This is a genomic window from Hyphomicrobium facile (assembly GCF_900116175.1).
Taxonomy (GTDB): Bacteria; Pseudomonadota; Alphaproteobacteria; order Rhizobiales; family Hyphomicrobiaceae; genus Hyphomicrobium_B; species Hyphomicrobium_B facile.
This window is the reverse complement of sequence record NZ_FPCH01000001.1, coordinates 1,339,266-1,357,891: the sequence shown is the minus strand read 5'-3', so window position 1 is coordinate 1,357,891 and position 18,626 is coordinate 1,339,266. Positions and strand designations below refer to the sequence as shown.

Sequence of the window (18,626 nt, the reverse complement as noted above, 5' to 3'; positions counted from 1 at the left end):
CCGATATAGGCTTATCGTTTGAAACGATATCCGCGTCAAGATCAGCATATTAGAATTATATTCCAGATCCGTGATCGAACGTCTCCGTGCGCGCTTGCGCCTGGACGACATTGCTGTTCGGCGGAACACTGCGCGTCAGCCAGATATTGCCGCCGATGGATGAGCCCCTGCCGATCGTGATGCGCCCGAGTATGGTCGCGCCGGCGTAGATGACGACGTCGTCTTCAACGATCGGGTGTCGTGGCTCGCCTTTGACGAGCGCACCGCCTTCATCGACGGAGAACCGTTTCGCCCCAAGCGTCACCGCCTGATAAATCCGCACGCGTTGACCAATGACGGCGGTCTCCCCGATTACGACGCCGGTGCCGTGATCGATGAAGAAGCTCCCGCCGATCTTCGCGCCCGGATGAATGTCGATGCCGGTTTGTGAATGCGCGAGCTCGGCGATAATCCGCGCAACGACCGGCGAACCGAGAAGATGCAGCGCGTGCGCGACGCGATGGTGCACAATGGCTTTGATACCCGGGAAACTCAGCAGAACTTCTTCTGTGCTCTTTGCTGACGGGTCGCCTTCGTAGGCGGCACGAATGTCGCTTTCCAGCAGCTCATAGATTTGCGGTAGTTCGCGTGAGAACGCCGTCACGATCTCCTCGGCGGAAAGCGAACTCTCGTGCGAAGCCCGCGTTTCATCGACGAAAGCGTGCTCGCGCCGAACCTGATCGAGCAAGATGTGCAGTGCCGCATTCAGCGTGTTGCCGACAAAGAACGCGATGCCTTCATCGCTATGATCGAACGCCCCCGCATGGCGCGGAAACAGCGATGCATAGATGCCTTGTATGGCTTGTTGAAGTTTCTCGGGACTGGGTAGCGGCGCACGGCGATTGCCCGCCTGGATTACTCTTTTGGTGCGCCCCCTCGCCTCCCTGAGTTCGGAAACGACGGTATCGATGTTCCAAGGTACAACGGGTTCTTCGGTGTTCGAATCGCTTGAAAGCAAACGGGGGCCGGCCGCAAGAAGGTCATGTACCACGATCGAAACCATCAGGAATGTGTGCGGATCATCAGTCGTCCAGAATGTTAGATTTTCGCGGCGTCATAACGAACAAAGAATAATTGCTTTGCTTATGACAACGGGAAGATAGGACGGCGCGCGCAACCGCGCCTTCCGGGCACGGTTTACACGCCGAATTTAGGCTATCGATGCCTCAACCCGGCACGAATACGTCGGGAACATCCGCTTGCTCGGCCGCGAGCCAAGCCGGGACCGGCAAGCCCTTCGCGCGCAGGAATTCGGCGTTGAAGAGCTTCGACTGGTAGCGCATTCCGTGATCACAGAGGATCGTCACGATCGTGCGGCCGGGTCCCAAGCTCTTCGCCAGCCGAATGGCGCCCGCAATATTCACGCCCGTGGAAGCGCCGACGCAAATCCCCTCCGCTTCGAGCAGGCGATGCGTTATGGCGACGGCCTCGTCATCCGGGATTTGATAAGCTTCGTCAGGCGCAAAGCCTTCGAGATTGCGCGTAATCCGTCCCTGCCCGATGCCTTCGGTGATCGATGTACCTTCGGCTTTGAGCACGCCGGATGTGTAATAAGAGTAGAGAGCTGCTCCGGGCGGATCGGCAAGCGCGACCTTGACGGCTTTATTCTTGTTCCGGAGACCGAGCGCGATACCGGCCAGCGTTCCCCCGGTTCCGACGGAGGCGACGAAGCCGTCGATCTTCCCGCCGGTCTGCTGCCATATCTCCTCGGCCGTCGTGCGCGCGTGGCCGTCGCGGTTTGCAGGATTGTCGAACTGATTGGCCCAGCAAGCACCGTTGGGCTCGCGAGCGCCAATCGCCTCGGCAAGGCGGCGCGAATAGTGCACGTAGTTATTCGGATTTACGTAAGGAACCGCCGGCACTTCGACGAGCGTCGCCCCCAGGATGCGCAGCGTCGCCTTCTTCTCAGCCGACTGCGTATCGGGAATGACGATCACGCTCCGCAGGTCATAATGCTTGCCGACAAGCGTCAATCCGATGCCCGTGTTGCCGGCGGTGCCTTCGACGATGACGCCCCCACGCGCAACCGCGCCCCGCTTCAACGCATCCTCGATCAGGAATACTGCAGCTCTGTCCTTCACGGATTGGCCGGGATTCATGAACTCGGCCTTGCCGAGAATGGTGCAGCCCGTCTGCTCCGAGGCCTCTTGCAAACGCACCAACGGCGTGTTGCCGACGGCATCGACGATATTCGATAGAACCGGCGCGTCGTTCATCCTCGCAATCCCCCAGACAGCGGAGACTCGCGCGGGAGACGCACGATCTCGGCGAACATGGGGCTTGCAAAGAGACCAAGCGCTCCCACCGCCGACTCATTACCTCTGTCCGGTTCGGCCAACAATTGGGTCGGCCGGAATTTGGTATGATGTCTGTGGGTCGCGGTGACGCAGAGATCGAAGGCGGGCGCGCGGAACGCGCGAGCCCGGATCTCAGATCTTGACTATTTGACCGTTGGATCGTTCGAGGCGAAAGCTGCGGCCTGCGTTGAGCGTTCCCGGCCGCAACCTCGTCACAGCGCCTTTTCGAACTCCGGAAGGACGTCGAACAAATCGGCGACCAATCCATAATCCGCGACCTGAAAGATCGGTGCGTCCGCGTCCTTATTGATCGCGACGATGAATTTGGAATCCTTCATGCCGGCGAGGTGTTGAATGGCTCCCGAGATACCGCAGGCGATGTAGAGCTGGGGAGCCACGACTTTCCCCGTCTGTCCCACCTGCCAATCGTTCGGCGCGTAGCCCGCATCGACGGCCGCGCGCGAGGCGCCGACAGCCGCCCCGAGTTTCTCGGCGACGGGAAGGATGACCTCTTTGAACTTTTCCGAAGATCCGAGCGCCCGGCCACCGGAGATGACGATCTTTGCGGACGTCAATTCGGGCCGGTCGCTGGATGAGATAGCGTCCTTCACGAAGCTCGACAAACCCGGGTCAGCTGCCGCCTGCACAGCCTCGATTGCAACCGAACCGCCCGCATCCGACGGTTGGAAAGCGGCGGCGCGCACGGTGATCACCTTCTTGGCGTCCGTCGTCTGCACGGTCTGGATGGCGTTGCCTGCATAGATCGGACGCTTGAAGGTATCGGGCGAAACGACTGCGATAATCTCCGAAACCTGTGCAACATCGAGAAGCGCAGCGACACGCGGCATCACGTTTTTCGCCGAAGCCGTCGCCGCGGCGATAATGGTGTCGTAGCCCCCGGCGATCGAAACGATCAATGCCGCGAGCGGTTCTGCCAGATTGTTGGCGAGAGCATCGCTATCGGCCAGAAGAACCTTTGAAACACCTGCAAGCTTGGCTGCTTCACCGGCTGCAGCATTTGCATCCTTGCCCGCGACCAGAACATGGATCTCGCTGCCGATCTCACGGGCGGCAGTCAACGCCCTGGCGGTCTGATCGGAAAGCGTACGATTGTCGTGTTCAGCCAGAAGAAGAATGGCCATTGCTCTGTTCTTTCCTTCTAATCTTAAAGTACGCCGGCTTCGCTTCTGAGCTTCTCGATGAGTTCCCCGACAGATGTTACCTTGATGCCTGCCTTGCGGGTCGCCGGCTCTTCGGTCTTCAAGACCTTGAGGCGCGGCGCGGTCGCGACACCCAAATCAGCGGCGATTCTCTTTTCGATCGGCTTTTTCTTCGCCTTCATGATGTTCGGAAGCGAAGCATAGCGCGGCTCGTTCAGTCTCAGATCGGTGGTGACCACCGCTGGAAGCTTGACCTCGATGGTCTGCAAACCACCATCTACTTCGCGCGTCACGGCCGCCTTTTGATCGCCCAGTTCGATCTTGGACGCGAACGTAGCCTGCGCCCAGCCGAGCAGTGCAGCAAGCATCTGGCCGGTTTGATTTGAATCATCATCGATCGCCTGCTTACCGACGATGATGAGGCCAGGCTTCTCGGTATCGGCGACACATTTGAGGATTTTGGCGACCGCCAGCGGCTCGACTGTGTCATCGGTTTCGATGAGGATCGCGCGGTCGGCGCCCATGGCGAGCGCGGACCGTAGCGTCTCCTCGGCCTTTGCCGGACCGATCGAAACGGCTACGACCTCGGTGGCCTGTCCGGCTTCTTTCAGGCGAACCGCCGCCTCGACCGAAATTTCATCGAACGGATTGATCGCCATCTTGACGTTGGCAAGATCGACGCCCGAGTTGTCCGGCTTCACGCGGATCTTCACGTTGAAGTCGACGACGCGCTTTACGGGAACGAGAACCTTCATTGCTCTTCAGCCCCCGGTGCGCACGACTTCGACGAGACCGCGGAAATTATCCGCATTCATGATTTTCTGGCACCGCGTGAAGCGGTCCATTGCATAGTCCCAGAAACTGGCGAAGTGATAAGCCGGACGCGGATTTTTGTTCGTCTCCTGGATCACGCCCCAGAGCGTCCAAAGAAGGAAGACCAGCGCTTTGTGCAAAACGATCCGGCCGTACTCGCTCTCCTTGGGGGGCCGTCCGAGATAGGCTTCAAGCAGAATGCGATCCTGCTCTTCCGTAAATCCCGTCTCAACCGAGAGATCGGCGAGGTCCCAGAATGGATCGTTGTTCCCGCCGAACTCCCAATCAAGGATGTGGACACGCTCGCCGGTATCGACGAGGTTTTCCGGAGCCGGGTCGTTGTGGCAAGGAGCGAGCTCTCCGCAGGTCGCCGCCAGGACTTCGCGAATGGCATCAGCCTCACTCTGGACGCGCTCGTAGCCATCCGGAAAACGCGCACCCTTGCTGCGAAGCATATCGAGGTATTCTTGCGCGATGACCTTTTCGTCGAAGCGATTGTGAAATTTCGCGCCACTCGTGTGAAGCTTGCGGAAGCTCAGCGCGGCTCGGCGAACGGCGTCCGGATCCTGGAAGAGATCGGCGTTCATCGTCTTGCCGTTCTCGATGAACTTCGTGATCTGCACGCCTGCGGCTGTATCGTAGTGGACGAGGTGTGCGTTGACTCCGAGATCCGAAGTTATCTGCGCCGCCTGCCCGTCGGCCTTGCGGTCCAAGTACTCTTCAGTCCCCTCGCCCGGAATGCGGACGACGTAGGTTCTGCCGTTCACGTTCACCAGATAATTGCGGTTCGTCATGCCGCCGAGCAGCTCGATGCCAACGTCTTCGGGCCCAACGATACCGCCGCCGATGACCGACGCTGCGACTTCGCGGGCACGGCGCTGCCGTTCCTGTTCCTGGATGTCCATTTTCTCTCCCCTGATTTTCAAAGAGTGAAGCGCAGCCCGGCCGGATCGTAGAGCGGTTCGCTCGCTCTCGTGGCAGGGACAATTTCGCTGTAGACTTCGATGTCGTAGTCTTCGTGGACAGCCTCGGAAGCTGCGACGTAGCCGTAAACGATCGGCGCACCGACCGTGTGTCCGAAGTCAGCGCTTGTCGTGACGCCAAGCACCTTCCCGTTACGTAGGATGGCTTCTCCGCCGTAGACCGGAACCTTGCGACTGAGCTTGAAGACGCAGAGCTTACGATCCGGACCTTCGGCAGCGATTTTTTCAAGAGCCTCGCGGCCGATGAAGTCCTTCTTGTTCTTTCCGATCACCCAATCGAGTCCGGCGGCGTAAGGGGAATAGTCCGGCGAGATATCGGTCGCCCAGATCTGGTATCCCTTCTCCATGCGCAGGCTGTTGAGCGCGCGATAGCCAAAGTCCCTGATGCCGAACTCTGCGCCTGCCTCGTGAAGCACTCGATAGACGTGGACTGCATATTCAGTCGGAATGTGCAGCTCATATCCAAGTTCTCCTGTGAACGACACGCGAAGTGCCATCACCGGCGCAGCGCCGACGGTCAGATGCTTCATCTCTCCGTACTTGAAGACATCGCCGCCGACGTTTTGCTCGGCGACCTTCGCAAGCACGTCGCGTGCTTTCGGTCCGCAAATATTGATGACGGCATAGGCCGATGTAACGTCGAGCGTTCGGACGGAACCGTCGGTCGGCAAGTGCTTGCGTATCCAGCCGAAGTCGTGGTCGCCGTATGCCGTACCCGTGATCACATAGAAGCGATCTTCTTCCAGGCGGCAGAAGGTGACGTCGGCCTCGATGCCGCCACGCTCGTTGCAAAGCTGCGTGTAGATGAGGCTGCCAACAGGCCGGTCGACATCGGCAACCGCCAGCCGCTGCAGACTGGAGAGCGCGCTCGGACCGAAGACCTCCATTTTTGCGAAGGAGGAAAGATCGATCAACCCAACGCTTTCGCGAACGTGGCGATGTTCGGCCGCGACCGGCTCGAACCAGTTCGGCCAATCGAAGGAGGGCTTGTCGACGGCTTCGATACCCGGAGGCGCGAACCAGTTCGGCCGTTCCCAACCCGCGCGAGAACCGAAAACACCGCCCCTTTCCTTCAACGGGAAATATAGTGGCGAGCAGCGGATGTTGCGGACGGAATCGCGCTCCTCGACGGGCCACTTCATCGCGTAGTGCTTGGCGTAGATCTCGATCGCACGGTCGTACATGAAGTACTTCGTGTTGTGATGGAAGTTGAACCGGCGCACGTCGAGCGGCCACAAGTTGTTGGTCGGGCGGCCTTCGAGGATCCATTCGGCCATCGCCGCGCCCGCTCCGCCGGCCGCCGCGATTCCATAGATGAAGCCGCACGACACGAAGACGTTATCGAGCTCGGAGACGCGGCCCATGACGAAGTCGCCGTCGGCCGAAATCGGAATGGCGCCGTTGATCATGGCTCTGACGCCGACCGTGCCGACGACCGGAGTGCGCTTGGCGGCGTTGATCGCCAGCTGTTCGAAGCGCTCGTAGTTCTCCTGGATCAGGCGCTGATCCCATCCTGCCGGAATACCGTCCCGCGCAAACGCGACCGTGTTCGGCTCATAACCACCGACGACGATGCCGCGCACCTCCGGCTTCCAGTAGAGAAGAAGATCGGGATCGCGAACCGTCGGCATGCCCTTAGGCAGATCGGGGATGGGATCGGTGATGAGGTATTGATGCTCGACGGCAAAAGCCGGCACCCGCGTGCCCATCATCTTGCCGAGTTCGTGACCCCACATACCGCTCGCGTTCACAACCGTCTCGGCGCGGATATTGCCTTGGCTCGTCTGCACTTCGACGATGCGGCGCCCTTCCGATTTGAAGCCGGTTACCTGGCAGTTTTGCACGAACTTCACGCCACGCTTGCGCGCGCCGGCCGCAAGTGCCTGGCACAAGCTCGCAGGATCGACGTAGCCGTCCGAGTCGATGTAGGTCGCGCCCTCGACACCATCGAGCGTCATGATGGGGAAGAGATCCTGCGCCTCCTTGGGTGTCAGAAGGTGCATTTCGAGACCGAAGGATTTCGCCGTCGTCGCGGAGCGCTTGTACTCCTTCATGCGATCTTTCGACGAGGCGATGCGGAGACTGCCGACCTTCTTCCAGTCGATTGCCTGTCCGGTATCGGCCTCGAGGGTGTCATAGAGCTCGATGCTCTTCTGCAGCATCCGCGTGACGTTCCGCGACGGGCGAAGCTGACCGACGACGCCGGCCGCGTGCCAGGTCGCGCCATGCGTCAGCTGAAACTGTTCCAGCACGACGATGTCGGTCTTGCCAGCCTTGGCAAGATGATAAGCGATGCTGCAGCCGATGATGCCGCCGCCAATGATTACGAATTCCGCTGAGGTCGGCACCATTGCCTACGGTCCTATTTTGCTTGCTATTTGACTTCGCTCGGCACCGGCTCATACCCGATGCCATCGTTTACGTGTGATCTGCGCTGCAAGCCGGCGACGCCCGCTTGAAAGAGCCGATCGATGAAGATTCCGAGAAACGCCAAGCCGAGGCCGGCAACGATGCCGCGACCCGGATCGGCGGCCGTCAGCGCCATGTAGACTTCCTGGCCAAGATCCCGTGTGCCGACGAGCGCCGTAATGACCACCATGGCGAGCGCGAACAGAATGGCTTGATTGATGCCGAGAAGGATTGTCGGAAACGCAATCGGCAAAAGAATATATCTGTCCAACTGCGACTTCGAGCAGCCCATGGACCGTCCCGCCTCGATCAGATCCGCGGGTACGGCACGCAAGGCCGTCATCGTGAATTTGATGATTGGCGTGATCGCAAATGCGACGATGGCGAGAAGTGCAGCAAAATCGCCAACGCGAAACAGCATCACCGCGGGAATGAGGTAGACGAAGCTCGGCAACGTCTGAAGCACTTCGACCGCAACCGTCGTCGCCCGATAGAGACCGTCAAACCGCGCTGCAAGAATGGCGATCGGAATACCGATCAAGGTCGCTACCACCGTCGCCGACAAGCACAGGTATAGCGTTATCATCGCCTTGTCCCACAGTCCGTCGACAAGGCAGAACCCGAATGCGAAGACGCTCAGCAGGGCCAAACGGAAGCCGGCGATGAGATAGGCCCCAATCGCCACGAAGCCCAAAGTGATGATCCACGGCGTCGTGGTCAGATAAATCTTGATCGGGTTCATTAGATACGACAGCACGAACACCCGCAGGGCTTCCATCGTGTCGAAGTAATTCACGTTGATCCAGCGCACGGCGTCGCCAAGAACGCCACCGGTCGAAAACCGCAACTCACGCGGAAAATTCTGCAGCCAACCGAATTCAGCGCCGAGCAGCGTCATCGCGATGATGAAGCCGATAGGCGCGATCCACACCCACCGCCGCGACCGCAGCGCCTCGGCGGGACGCGCAAGATGAGCGATAGCTACGCCTTGCCGGTCCAGCATCACCGCGATCGCAACGATCGCCGCACCTGCTTCGAAGCCGCGATCGATATCGAGTTGCCGCAAGGCGCGCAGAACGTCGAATCCCAAACCACCCGCGCCAATCATCGATGCCACGATGACCATGTTGAGGGTCATCATCACCGTTTGATTGAGACCGACGAGCAGCGACGGCAATACCGACGGCAGGAGAATGCGCCAGATAGTCTGCCGCTCGGTGCAGCCGATCATTTTCGCAAGTTCACGGATCTCGACCGGCGTCTGGTTGAGCGCGAGGCACGTCACGCGCGCCATCGGCGGCATCGCGAAAATCACGGTCGCGATCATCGCGGCCACGGGCCCAAAGCCGAACAGCAAAAGCGTTGGAATGAGATAGGCGAATGCCGGCACCGTCTGCATGATGTCGAGGCCGGGCGCCAAAAGCCACGTATTCAATTTCGGCCGAAGATGCGCGAGCACGCCGACGAGAAGACCGGATATGACGGCAACCGGAACACAAACGGCGACTGACGCCAGCGTCAACATCGCGCCGTTCCATTGGCCGAACAGCAGAAGATAGGCGCAGCCTAAGGCTTGCAGCAGGGCGAGCCGGAATCCGCCAGCGTAATAGCCGGCCCATATCACGGCGCCGGCAATTCCAGCCCACGACAGCGGCGGCAGCTCGATCCTTGTATTGCCGAACGGGATTTCCATCCCGTTCGCAAGCAATCCGGAGGCGAGCACCAGCGGAGCCTGTACGACCTGGGCGATGGCGCGGGTTATAAATGATATGTGCTCGACGAGGAACTCGAGCGCCGTCGTCAGCATGTTACCGAGCGGCAGCTTCCACGCCGGCGGATAGACGGCGGCGGCCGGCACCATCGTTGAGATGAGAACGAGAACGAGTGCGATCGCAACCGCGACGCCAAAGCGCCGTTCTCGAAATAAGCCGCCATCTCGCAGCGGTATTGAGTCCATCCTTACCGTCAAGACGCCAGCCTTTCTCTAGAGCCTGACGCCAACATGCGCAGAACCGTCGTAGCGTCGATCTCGCCGCTTACGTGTCCGCTTTGATCAACCACGCCCACGGGGCCATTCGAGTTCGCAACGAGATCCGCTACTTCAACAATTTTCGCGCGGTCATCCACCGTCACCGCATAGGCACTCGATTTCGCGGGTATCGCGATGCGGCCGCAGCTGATGACGCGCGTCTGATCGACGCCAGCCACGAACGAACCGACATAATCGTCGATAGGATTGGCGACGATATCCTCCGGCGCGCCCGTCTGAACGACCTTGCCGTCCTTCATGATGACGATCGTGTCGCCCAACCGGACCGCCTCGTTGAAATCATGCGTAACGAAGATCATCGTCTTCTTCAGGCGGGACTGCAGGCGGATCACTTCGCCTTGCAGTTCGCGACGGATCAACGGATCGAGAGCGGAAAAAGGTTCATCGAGAAAGAGAAGTTCAGGATCGCCGGCAAGTGCTCGAGCCAATCCGACACGCTGCTGTTGACCGCCCGAAAGCTGATGCGGCAGTCGCTGCGACATGCCCGAGAGCCCGACAAGCGCCGTCATCTCCGGGACAACCCGGTTGATTTCTGCTGTATCGGATCCCCGGATCTTCAGCGGCAGACCGATATTTTCGGCGACCGTCAGATGCGGCAGCAGCGCAAAATTCTGGAACACCATCGCCATCTTGTGACGGCGAATGTTCATCAGGCCTTGTGCGTCGAGTGACGTCAGCGGCGCACCATCCAGAAGGACTTCGCCGAAGCTCGGCTCCACAAGCCGCGTCAGACAGCGCAGAAGCGTTGACTTGCCCGAACCGGATAACCCCATCACGACAAAAATCTCGCCATGCCGGATATCGAGATTGATATCGCGAAGGGCTGTGAACTCGCGTCCGCTGTTCAGCGCTTGGCGAAGCTGCGATTCCTGCGCGAACCGCTCCGGAAAGGGTCCGTAGAGCTTCCACAAATTCCGGCAGCTCAGCTTCACCGAGCTATCGGAGAGTTGGCCAATCTCTTTCTTCATCGTCGGGATCATCCGGTCGGACGCGAGGGAAGACGATCCGCAGGCAGCGCCGAGCGGCTGCCTGCGGCGCTCATTTATTGAAACCAGGCCTTCCAGCGTGCCTCGTTTTCATCGAGCCATTTCGCGGCGACATCCTCCAAGGGCTGCTTATCACGATCGACCTTGACGATGAGCGCATTCATCTCGTCCGTCGGCATATTGAATTTCGAGATCGCGGCGTGCGCTTTCGGCCACTTGTCTTTGACGCCGGACCACGCGGCTTTCCAGATCGGACCAAATGGCTTGCCGCAGTCGTATTTTTTCTCGTCGTAGCAAGCGGGCGTGAACGGCGGGAACTCGACGAATTCTCCCTTGTAGACAGAAGGCGCCCAATGCGGCGAATAGATCCAAAGAATGATCGGCGCCTTGCGGGCGTAAGCGGAATCGAGCTCAGCGAAGAGAGCCGCATCCGTACCCGCGTGGATCACTTCGAAATCCAATCCGAGCGCCGCGATCCGCTCTTCATCAAACCCGCCCCAAGTGACAGGAGCACCGAGGTAGCGGCCTTTAGGCGCGGTATCGGCCGTCGAGAACGCTTTGACGCACTCGGGTTCTTTCAATGCCTTCCAGTCCGGCAGACCGGGGCATTTCTCCTTCATGTATTCCGGATACCACCATTCCTCGCGGGCGTTCATGCCTGACTCGCCGAGGTTCTCGACCTTGCCGGTCTTCAACGCCTTGTCGAACACATCCTTTTGGGTCGTCGACCAGACCTCCATCACGACGTGGAGATCGCCGGTCTGAAGTCCCTGGAACTGCGCCATAGCGTCGGCTTGAACGTAATCGACCTTGATCCCTTCCCGCTTCAGCGCTTCGCCCATGATCCGCGTGCTCAGGAGCTCACCCGTCCAGTCATTGAGGATGAGCTTTATGGGATCGGTCGAGTTGGCCGCCAGCGTCTGCCCGCTGAAGGTCGATGTCGACGTCGCGGCAATCGCGCCGAGTAATAAAGACAACTGGGTCTTTCGCATTTCAGTCCCCTGGTTTTCTTCTTTGCGGTTGGTCGCCGGATAAGCCGGTCCTTCTTATGTGCGCGTCAGGAGCGAACCTTCACTCCGGGCGCGTCATAAAGCGGTTCGAGATGCAGCGTTGCCGGAACCCGCCGGGTTCTGACTTCGAGCTCGTAGTTGTTTGCTGACTTGAGGATCGCGTCGTCCAAACCCTTGTCCGAACGCAAATAGCCAAGACCAATGCTCCGGCCGACGGTGTGACCCGACCCGCCCGAGGTCAGCCATCCGATACGCTCGCCGTCCCGGTAAATGGTCTCGCGGCCGAGCAGCACGATCTCCGGATCGACGCTGAAAGCAACGAGACGTTTGGTTAGTGGGCGCTCCTTCGCCTTCAGCAACGCCTCACGTCCGATGAAGTCGACGGCCTTTTTCAAGCGAACCGCGAAGCCCAGACCGGCTTCGTAAGGCGTGTAATCCGGCCCAATATCGGCCGACCAGACGCGATAGGTCTTCTCCAACCTGAGCGAGTCGATCGTTCTATATCCGGCGTCACGGATTCCGTACGAAGCGCCGGCGGCCTTGATCGCATCATAGAGCGTCAGCGCGTACTCGGTCGGAACATGAAGTTCCCAGCCAAGTTCGCCAACGAAGGTAACGCGCGCAGCGATGACGGGCGCACCGGCGATGAAGATCTGCTGACACGTCGCGAAGGGAAATGCAGTGTTGCTGAGATCGGCTTCGGCAAGTGGCTGCAGGATATTCCGGGCAGCGGGCCCCATCACGGAGAGACAGGCGTATGCGGACGTAACGTCCTGCACCGATAAACGCGCGCCGGGCGTGATGTGCCTGAGCAGATGGTCGGCATCGTGATTGGCGAAGCCGGTACCCGTCACCATATAGAAGCGGTTCTCACCGAGTCTGCTGATCGTGACGTCGGCTTCGATACCACCACGCCGATTGAGCATCTGCGTATAGATCAGGCTGCCGACGGGCTTCGCGACATCGTTGGCGCAAATGCGCTGCAGTTCCGCTTCGGCATCCGGACCTTCGATGATGAATTTCGCGAAGGACGTCTGATCGAAGATCGCGGCATTATTGCGCGCAGCGTGGTGCTCCTCGGCGACGTAAGGACGCCAGTTCTGGTGATCAAAGCTGTAGACGTCGACCGGTTCGACGCCCGCCGGGGCAAACCAATTCGGACGTTCCCAGCCATACTTGGCTCCGAAACTGCAGCCCTCTCCCTTTAGGCGATCATAAAGCGGGCTGCGCCGCAGCGGACGCGCCGCGTTCGTTTCAAGATGCGGCCATCCCATCGCGTAGTGCGCGGCCTGCCCTTCGAGCGAGCGAGCCATGACGGTGCGCCGCGACCGGTGATGTTTGCCGAACCGGCGGATGTCGACCGCCCACATGTCGAAGGCCGGCTCACCCTCGACGATCCATTCGGCAAGCGCTCTGCCCGCTCCGCCGCCCGCAGCGATACCGAACGCGTTAAAGCCGGCGCCGACAAAATAGTTCCTGACCTCCGGTGCCTCGCCCAGAATGAACATGCCATCTTCGGTGAAAGACTCGATGCCGTTGAACCAGGTCTTCACGCCGACATTCCGCAGCGCCGGCACGAGCCGCATCGCGTTTTCGAGCAACGGCTCGAAATGATCGACGTCGGGCTCCATCAGCTTGAATTCGTGGCCATCGGGAATACGCGGCACATCGAAGGGAATTGGATTGAACTCGTATCCGCCGACCTGAAGACCTCCGACGTCTTCCTTGAAATAGGTCTGATAGTCGGTGTCGCGGATCGTCGGCATGTGACGGCGCAGACCCTCGATCTGCTCCGTTACGAAGTACTGGTGGTAAGCGGGCTGCAACGGCACGTTGACGCCGGCCATCCGTCCTAATTCCGGAGCCCAGATCCCTCCGCAATTGACAACGATATCGCAGGCGATGCGGCCACGATTGGTGACGACCGCCTCGACCGACCCGTTATCGGTTTCGACCGCGGTCACGACGACGTCCTCGAAAATCCGCACGCCGCCTTGGCGCGCGCCCTTCGCCAGCGCCATCGTGATGTCGCTCGGATTTCCGACGCCGTCGCTCGGCACGAACCCCGCGCAATCGAGTCCCGTGATGTCGATTTGAGGAACGATCTCTTTCGCTTCTGCCGGCGTAATGATGTCGAACTGCAAGCCAAACGACCGCGCCGTGGTGGCCGCCCGCTCGAATTCCGCGCGGCGCTCTTTCGTGCGCGCAAGACGCAGCGACCCGTTCTTCACCCACCCGGTCGCCTGGCCCGTCTCGGCTTCGAGCCGATCGTAAAGCTCGACTGAATAGCCGAGGAGACGCGTGATATTAGAACTCGAACGAAGCTGTCCAATGGCGCCTGCTGCGTGCCACGTCGAGCCGGATGTCAGCTTGTTTCGCTCGAGAAGCACGACATCTTTCTGGCCGAGCTTTGCCAGGTGATAGGCAACAGAGCAGCCAACGATACCTCCTCCGATGATGACGATGTGTGCTTCTTTTGGGAGATTGCTTGTCATGGGAATCCTAGAGGGATTTCAATTTTCGAACGCGTTGAGAACGGCTGCAGACCTCAGCCGTAGAGAGTTTTGAATTGCGCGAAGTTTCGATAGAACCGCTTGCGGTTGAGTTCGGTGTAGCCAGAGTATCCCTGCTCTTGATCAGGGTAGATCGAGGCCATTCCGGCTTGGACGATTTCTTGATCGAGCGGCGAAGCGATTTCCTGCACAGCGCCCCAGAGCGCTTCACGCAGATTGACGATGAGCTTGAACAAGCGGAACTGCTTCCACAGTTCGTAGTGTGAGCCGCCCGCATAGAGATTGAGGATCTTGGGCTCAACCTCATCGCAGTCGTCTGCGTTTGCGGTAATGCCGGCAAGATCAAAAAGCGGATGCCCGTAGGCGCCGTAGTCCCAATCGATTAGCAGCACCTGCCCGCGTTCGTTCAGCATGATGTTTTGCGGAACGACGTCGTTGTGCGTGAAAGTGGGCCGAAACGGAGAGACCATGCGCTCGAGCGAAGCTGCATGATCGCCTAGAACCTCGATTTCGTCCTTCAGACGCGAGCCATTTTCCAAACAATAGCGCACGTACTGGCGAACGACATGGAACGGCCAGAAATAGCTGAGAGAGCCACGGATCGCCTCGCCGCCGTCGTGCAATTTTCGGATACGGCCGACGAGCGCTGTGAGGATCGCCTCGTTGCGAATGTCTTCAGATTGTAGATGTCGTCCTTCGACGAAATCGATGACGGTGATATTCGGCGTCGCGTAACGAAGTGCCGGCGTAACGCCGATTTCCGTCGCGGCGCGCATCGCCGTTTGGACGAAGCCCTGGAAGATTCCGTGAATGGGGATGTCGCGGCCGGACCGGACGACATAAGTGCCGGACGAATCCTGTGCGACGAAGTTATCGTTACAGAGACCGCCGACAAGAGGACGGAGAGCGACAGGACCGCGCCAAAACTGAAGAGCTTCGATCTCCGCTCTTAGAGTTCCGCTCGACGATCCCGTTTCGATCATTGCGCACCCCATTCAGACGCCAGGTCCGTCACATGGGATATTTCGTAATTGAATATTTTGGTGACTTCAACACTTTTTGTTGGAGGTTCCACATTTTTTGATTACTTATTGGCAAATGCCGCGAACAGGGACAACAAACATGGGCGAACAACAGCCCAAGAGCAGCAAGCCGATGACGAAGCTACGGCCGGACGATCGACGTGATCGCGTTCTCAAGGCGCTCAACACCAACGCATCTTTGCGCATCACGGAATTGGCGCGCACGCTGAACGTTTCCACCGAGACCATCCGGCGGGACCTCGACTTCCTGCACGAAAAGGATTTGGTTCAGAGGCACTACGGCGGCGCTGTTGCGAAGTCGGTCGGCTCCGAACCGCCGTGGGCCGAGCGGTTGATTGCATTTGCCGACGTCAAATCAGCAATCGCACGCAGCGCCATCAAGCTCTTTTCGGACAAGGATGTACTGATGCTTGGTCCTGGCGCGACCGCCTATACTTTTGCCAAGCATCTCGCCGCTGAAAATCGCCGGCTAACGGTCTTCACGAACAACTTGGCTGCGAGCAGTTGCTTCGCACCGGACTCCCGAACCCGAGTCGTCATTGCTCCCGGAGAATACGATCCCGCAGAGGGTTGCACGTGGGGACCTGAAACGACCGAATTCATCGGAAAATTTCGCTTCGACACATCGTTGCTGAGTGTCAGCGGCCTAAGCGCTCTCGGCGGCACCGAGGTCGTCTCGGGTATCGCATGGGCGGAGCGCGCAATCGTTGCTCAGTCGGCGCGAACCGTCCTGATGGTCGATCATTCGAAATTCGGCAATACGTGCTTGGAACTCGTATGCAAGCTCGATGATGTCGACATACTTATTACCGACATCGCGCCCGAGGGAGAGCTTCTCGAAGCACTCGAAGAAGCCGACGTTGAGATCATCGTCGCCGAAGAATAGACCGCGCGAGGACGGTGGGACATCGCCCCAGAACGCGAACGGTATTGCTCCTCGGCTCAGGTCGAAAGAGCATCCCGCAACGCGTCCGCGAAGATGTCGGCCTCGCTTTGGGTCAGACACAACGGCGGCCGCAATTTCAGCGTATTGGCGAACAGGCCGGCCGCACCGACCAATATGCCCTTGTCCTTGAGCTTATTGATCACGTCCGAAGTCTTCTTCGCATCCGGGCGACCATCGCTGCAGATATCGACGCCAACAAAAAGACCCGCGCCGCGAACCTCGCCGATACCGGATGTCGTTCGCTCGACGTCCTCGAGCCTGCTCTTCAGATATCCGCCGATTTTCCGGGCGTTTTCTTGAAGTCCCTCGGATTCGATGACCTCTAGAACAGCCATCCCTGCGGCAGCGGCGACAGGGTTGCCGCCAAACGTGTTGAAGTAACCGACCTCACGGCAGAAGCGTTCGAGCAGATCAGGGCGCGTCGCCATGCCAGCCATTGGAAAACCGTTTCCGATCGGTTTCCCCATCGTGACGATGTCGGGCTCAACGCCGTGGCGGCCGAAGCCCCAGAACGAATCACCGCTGCGCGCAAAGCCCGGCTGAACTTCATCCGCAATGTAGAGACCGCCCGCCTCCCGCGTCTTCTCGACTGCCTCCTTCAAGAAGCCCGCAGGATCTGCAAAAATTCCGTCGCTCGAAAAAATCGAGTCACAGATCAATGCCGCAAGTCCGTGCCCGCGCGCCGTCAACTCGGAAATCGCGCGCTCCACGCTTGCAGCAAAGTTTTTCCCGGCAAGCGGTCCCGAAGCGGGAGCCGGAATTGCTATGACATGATCCGGCAACGTGCGTTTCTTCAGAGCGGCCGGCGAGATCTCCGTCACCCACGCGGTGTTGCCGTGATAGGCATTCTCGGCAACGATGAAGCCTCGTTTCTCCGTGGCCGCGATTGCGACACGCATCGCGATATCGTTCGCCTCGCTGCCGCTGCATGTGAGGACCACGTTCGAGAGCGCCGATGGAAATGTCGACTTCAGCCGGTCGAGGTAGTCATCGACACGCGCATTTAAATAGCGCGTGTTGATATTGAGCCGGGCCATCTGATCCGCCACGGCTGCAACCACGTGAGGATGACAATGCCCGACTGACGGGACATTGTTGTAAAAATCCAAATAGCGCTTGCCGTTCGCGGCCACCATCCACGCACCGCTCCCCGAGACCATCTCTATGGGCTCGCGATAGAACAGCACGGACGACGCGCCGGCATTCCGAAGCCTGCGCTTCAGAAGCGGGCTTTGCTCTCTACTTTGCGGATCGCCACCGTACGCATTGAGCTCCAGAATCTGGACTGTCTTTTGCGCACCGTCCGGCATTCGATCCTCCAAAATTTCGCCCCTGCGCCGGTCATATTCCCGGCGCGGGGCGGCGCTCCCGACAGCCGGTCCCCGCTACCTAGGACCGGCCACGGTCATGAATTTGGAGATTGCAACATTTTCTGCGACGAGTACAACACTTTTACGAGGGCGATCGTCTCATGCAGGCGTCCCCGCGCCGCGTTCCCCGAGGACCTTGGTGAGATCGAGGATGCTATCGATCACGATATCCGCATGCGGCTCAAGGTCGACGCGCCGGGACGGACCAGTCAGAACACCGATACAAAGCCCAAAGCCCGCGCGTCGGCCCATCTCGAGATCGTGTGTTGAATCTCCGATTATCGCGCAGGCAGACGGATGGAGGCCGGTCATTTCAGCGAACGCCAATCCCATTCCCGGCTCGGGCTTCGCACCGTGGCCGCTATCGCATCCGACGCGAAATTCGAACATGTCGAGCAAGTTCTCGAAGCGCCCGAGCGACGCTTCCAGGCCATCGAACGTATCATTCGTCGCGAGCCCTAACCGGTATCCCGAAGAACCCAACCTTGCGATTTCCTCGGTCGCGCCGTCGATCAACGTCGCGTGCTTGGCGCCGCCTTCGCGAAAATTCTTCGCAATGATCTCGACCAAATTCGCCGGCGCCCGTTCTTTCAGAAAATCGGCAAAAAATACGGCGAGCTCGGCGACATCAGCTCCAATCAGAACGGCTCCTGGCGCGACGATATCGGTATCCGGATCATGACCACTTGCCCGGAGCAGCTTCGCGGCGAGCTCTACGTCTCCACCCGCAGCCTCCAGCACCGTGCTCCGGTTGATGGGAATCCACGTCTTGTAGAAATCCAGAATTGTGCCGTCTTTATCGAAAAGGAGACCTTTGATCTGGTTCATCGACTGTTCCACCGCGCCCTATCGTGAGGTTCAATGATCGTGGCGTTATAAATCGCTAATTTGCATATAGCGAGTGGCCCACATCAACAAAACCATTGAAATCTTATTGGCGCTTCTTATTGACGCGACGCTCGCCGCGTAACGGACAACTGCGCCCACGCTCAAAGAGAGAAAGATCC

The 18,626-nt window shown here is 59.2% G+C and carries 14 protein-coding genes; 1 reads left to right on the top strand and 13 read right to left on the bottom strand.

Going from position 1 to position 18,626, the window contains the following annotated elements; genetic code table 11:
* Positions 1-55: 55 nt before the first annotated feature.
* The 11 genes from epsC to BM399_RS06495 all read right to left on the bottom strand — a co-directional run bounded on the left by epsC (position 56) and on the right by BM399_RS06495 (position 15,243).
* A complete protein-coding gene (epsC, locus tag BM399_RS06545) occupies positions 56-1,042 on the bottom strand; it encodes a serine O-acetyltransferase EpsC (protein ID WP_092865766.1) in 987 nt (328 codons plus the stop codon).
* Between the two features lie 163 nt (positions 1,043-1,205).
* Entirely contained in the window at positions 1,206-2,255 is a 1,050-nt protein-coding gene (locus BM399_RS06540; RefSeq protein WP_092865763.1) for a cysteine synthase A, read from the bottom strand.
* Positions 2,256-2,548: 293 nt separating this feature from the next.
* A complete protein-coding gene (locus BM399_RS06535) occupies positions 2,549-3,478 on the bottom strand; it encodes an electron transfer flavoprotein subunit alpha/FixB family protein (RefSeq protein ID WP_092865760.1) in 930 nt (309 codons plus the stop codon).
* A 23-nt stretch (positions 3,479-3,501) separates the two neighbouring features.
* On the bottom strand, positions 3,502-4,251 hold the full coding sequence (locus tag BM399_RS06530) for an electron transfer flavoprotein subunit beta/FixA family protein (protein WP_092865758.1): 750 nt from the start codon (positions 4,249-4,251) through the stop codon (positions 3,502-3,504).
* A 6-nt stretch (positions 4,252-4,257) separates the two neighbouring features.
* The gene (locus BM399_RS06525) at positions 4,258-5,214 is read right to left on the bottom strand and encodes a phosphotransferase (protein ID WP_092865756.1); all 957 of its coding nucleotides are present in this window, start codon (positions 5,212-5,214) and stop codon (positions 4,258-4,260) included.
* Positions 5,215-5,231: 17 nt separating this feature from the next.
* The gene (locus tag BM399_RS06520; protein ID WP_092865754.1) at positions 5,232-7,643 is read right to left on the bottom strand and encodes a GcvT family protein; all 2,412 of its coding nucleotides are present in this window, start codon (positions 7,641-7,643) and stop codon (positions 5,232-5,234) included.
* 23 nt (positions 7,644-7,666) lie between these two features.
* On the bottom strand, positions 7,667-9,658 hold the full coding sequence (locus tag BM399_RS06515) for an ABC transporter permease (protein ID WP_092865752.1): 1,992 nt from the start codon (positions 9,656-9,658) through the stop codon (positions 7,667-7,669).
* 8 nt (positions 9,659-9,666) lie between these two features.
* Positions 9,667-10,719: an ATP-binding cassette domain-containing protein gene (locus tag BM399_RS06510; protein WP_092866472.1), complete on the bottom strand. Its 1,053-nt coding sequence runs from the start codon at positions 10,717-10,719 to the stop codon at positions 9,667-9,669.
* A gap of 74 nt (positions 10,720-10,793) precedes the next feature.
* Positions 10,794-11,729, bottom strand: coding sequence for an ABC transporter substrate-binding protein (locus BM399_RS06505; protein ID WP_092865750.1), 936 nt, complete (start codon positions 11,727-11,729; stop codon positions 10,794-10,796).
* Positions 11,730-11,794: 65 nt separating this feature from the next.
* The gene (locus BM399_RS06500; protein WP_092865748.1) at positions 11,795-14,242 is read right to left on the bottom strand and encodes a GcvT family protein; all 2,448 of its coding nucleotides are present in this window, start codon (positions 14,240-14,242) and stop codon (positions 11,795-11,797) included.
* Positions 14,243-14,295: 53 nt separating this feature from the next.
* Entirely contained in the window at positions 14,296-15,243 is a 948-nt protein-coding gene (locus BM399_RS06495) for a choline/ethanolamine kinase family protein (RefSeq protein WP_177228059.1), read from the bottom strand.
* Between the two features lie 172 nt (positions 15,244-15,415).
* Between BM399_RS06495 and BM399_RS06490 the strand changes: the two genes are divergently transcribed.
* Positions 15,416-16,189, top strand: coding sequence for a DeoR/GlpR family DNA-binding transcription regulator (locus BM399_RS06490; protein WP_177228058.1), 774 nt, complete (start codon positions 15,416-15,418; stop codon positions 16,187-16,189).
* A gap of 56 nt (positions 16,190-16,245) precedes the next feature.
* Here BM399_RS06490 and BM399_RS06485 read toward each other — a convergent pair whose 3' ends face one another.
* On the bottom strand, positions 16,246-17,559 hold the full coding sequence (locus tag BM399_RS06485) for an aspartate aminotransferase family protein (protein ID WP_092865742.1): 1,314 nt from the start codon (positions 17,557-17,559) through the stop codon (positions 16,246-16,248).
* Between the two features lie 159 nt (positions 17,560-17,718).
* Positions 17,719-18,447, bottom strand: coding sequence for an HAD family hydrolase (locus BM399_RS06480; RefSeq protein WP_092865740.1), 729 nt, complete (start codon positions 18,445-18,447; stop codon positions 17,719-17,721).
* Positions 18,448-18,626 lie beyond the last annotated feature (179 nt).

Bases quoted from the DNA above. Each gene is read 5' to 3' on its own strand.
- BM399_RS06530 (WP_092865758.1), bottom strand. From the start codon at position 4,251: ATGAAGGTTCTCGTTCCCGTAAAGCGCGTCGTCGACTTCAACGTGAAG.
- BM399_RS06510 (WP_092866472.1), bottom strand. From the start codon at position 10,719: ATGAAGAAAGAGATTGGCCAACTCTCCGATAGCTCGGTGAAGCTGAGC.
- BM399_RS06500 (WP_092865748.1), bottom strand. From the start codon at position 14,242: ATGACAAGCAATCTCCCAAAAGAAGCACACATCGTCATCATCGGAGGA.
- BM399_RS06540 (WP_092865763.1), bottom strand. From the start codon at position 2,255: ATGAACGACGCGCCGGTTCTATCGAATATCGTCGATGCCGTCGGCAAC.
- BM399_RS06535 (WP_092865760.1), bottom strand. From the start codon at position 3,478: ATGGCCATTCTTCTTCTGGCTGAACACGACAATCGTACGCTTTCCGAT.
- BM399_RS06505 (WP_092865750.1), bottom strand. From the start codon at position 11,729: ATGCGAAAGACCCAGTTGTCTTTATTACTCGGCGCGATTGCCGCGACG.
- BM399_RS06515 (WP_092865752.1), bottom strand. From the start codon at position 9,658: ATGGACTCAATACCGCTGCGAGATGGCGGCTTATTTCGAGAACGGCGC.
- BM399_RS06480 (WP_092865740.1), bottom strand. From the start codon at position 18,447: ATGAACCAGATCAAAGGTCTCCTTTTCGATAAAGACGGCACAATTCTG.
- BM399_RS06525 (WP_092865756.1), bottom strand. From the start codon at position 5,214: ATGGACATCCAGGAACAGGAACGGCAGCGCCGTGCCCGCGAAGTCGCA.
- BM399_RS06520 (WP_092865754.1), bottom strand. From the start codon at position 7,643: ATGGTGCCGACCTCAGCGGAATTCGTAATCATTGGCGGCGGCATCATC.
- BM399_RS06495 (WP_177228059.1), bottom strand. From the start codon at position 15,243: ATGATCGAAACGGGATCGTCGAGCGGAACTCTAAGAGCGGAGATCGAA.
- epsC (WP_092865766.1), bottom strand. From the start codon at position 1,042: ATGGTTTCGATCGTGGTACATGACCTTCTTGCGGCCGGCCCCCGTTTG.
- BM399_RS06485 (WP_092865742.1), bottom strand. From the start codon at position 17,559: ATGCCGGACGGTGCGCAAAAGACAGTCCAGATTCTGGAGCTCAATGCG.
- BM399_RS06490 (WP_177228058.1), top strand. From the start codon at position 15,416: ATGACGAAGCTACGGCCGGACGATCGACGTGATCGCGTTCTCAAGGCG.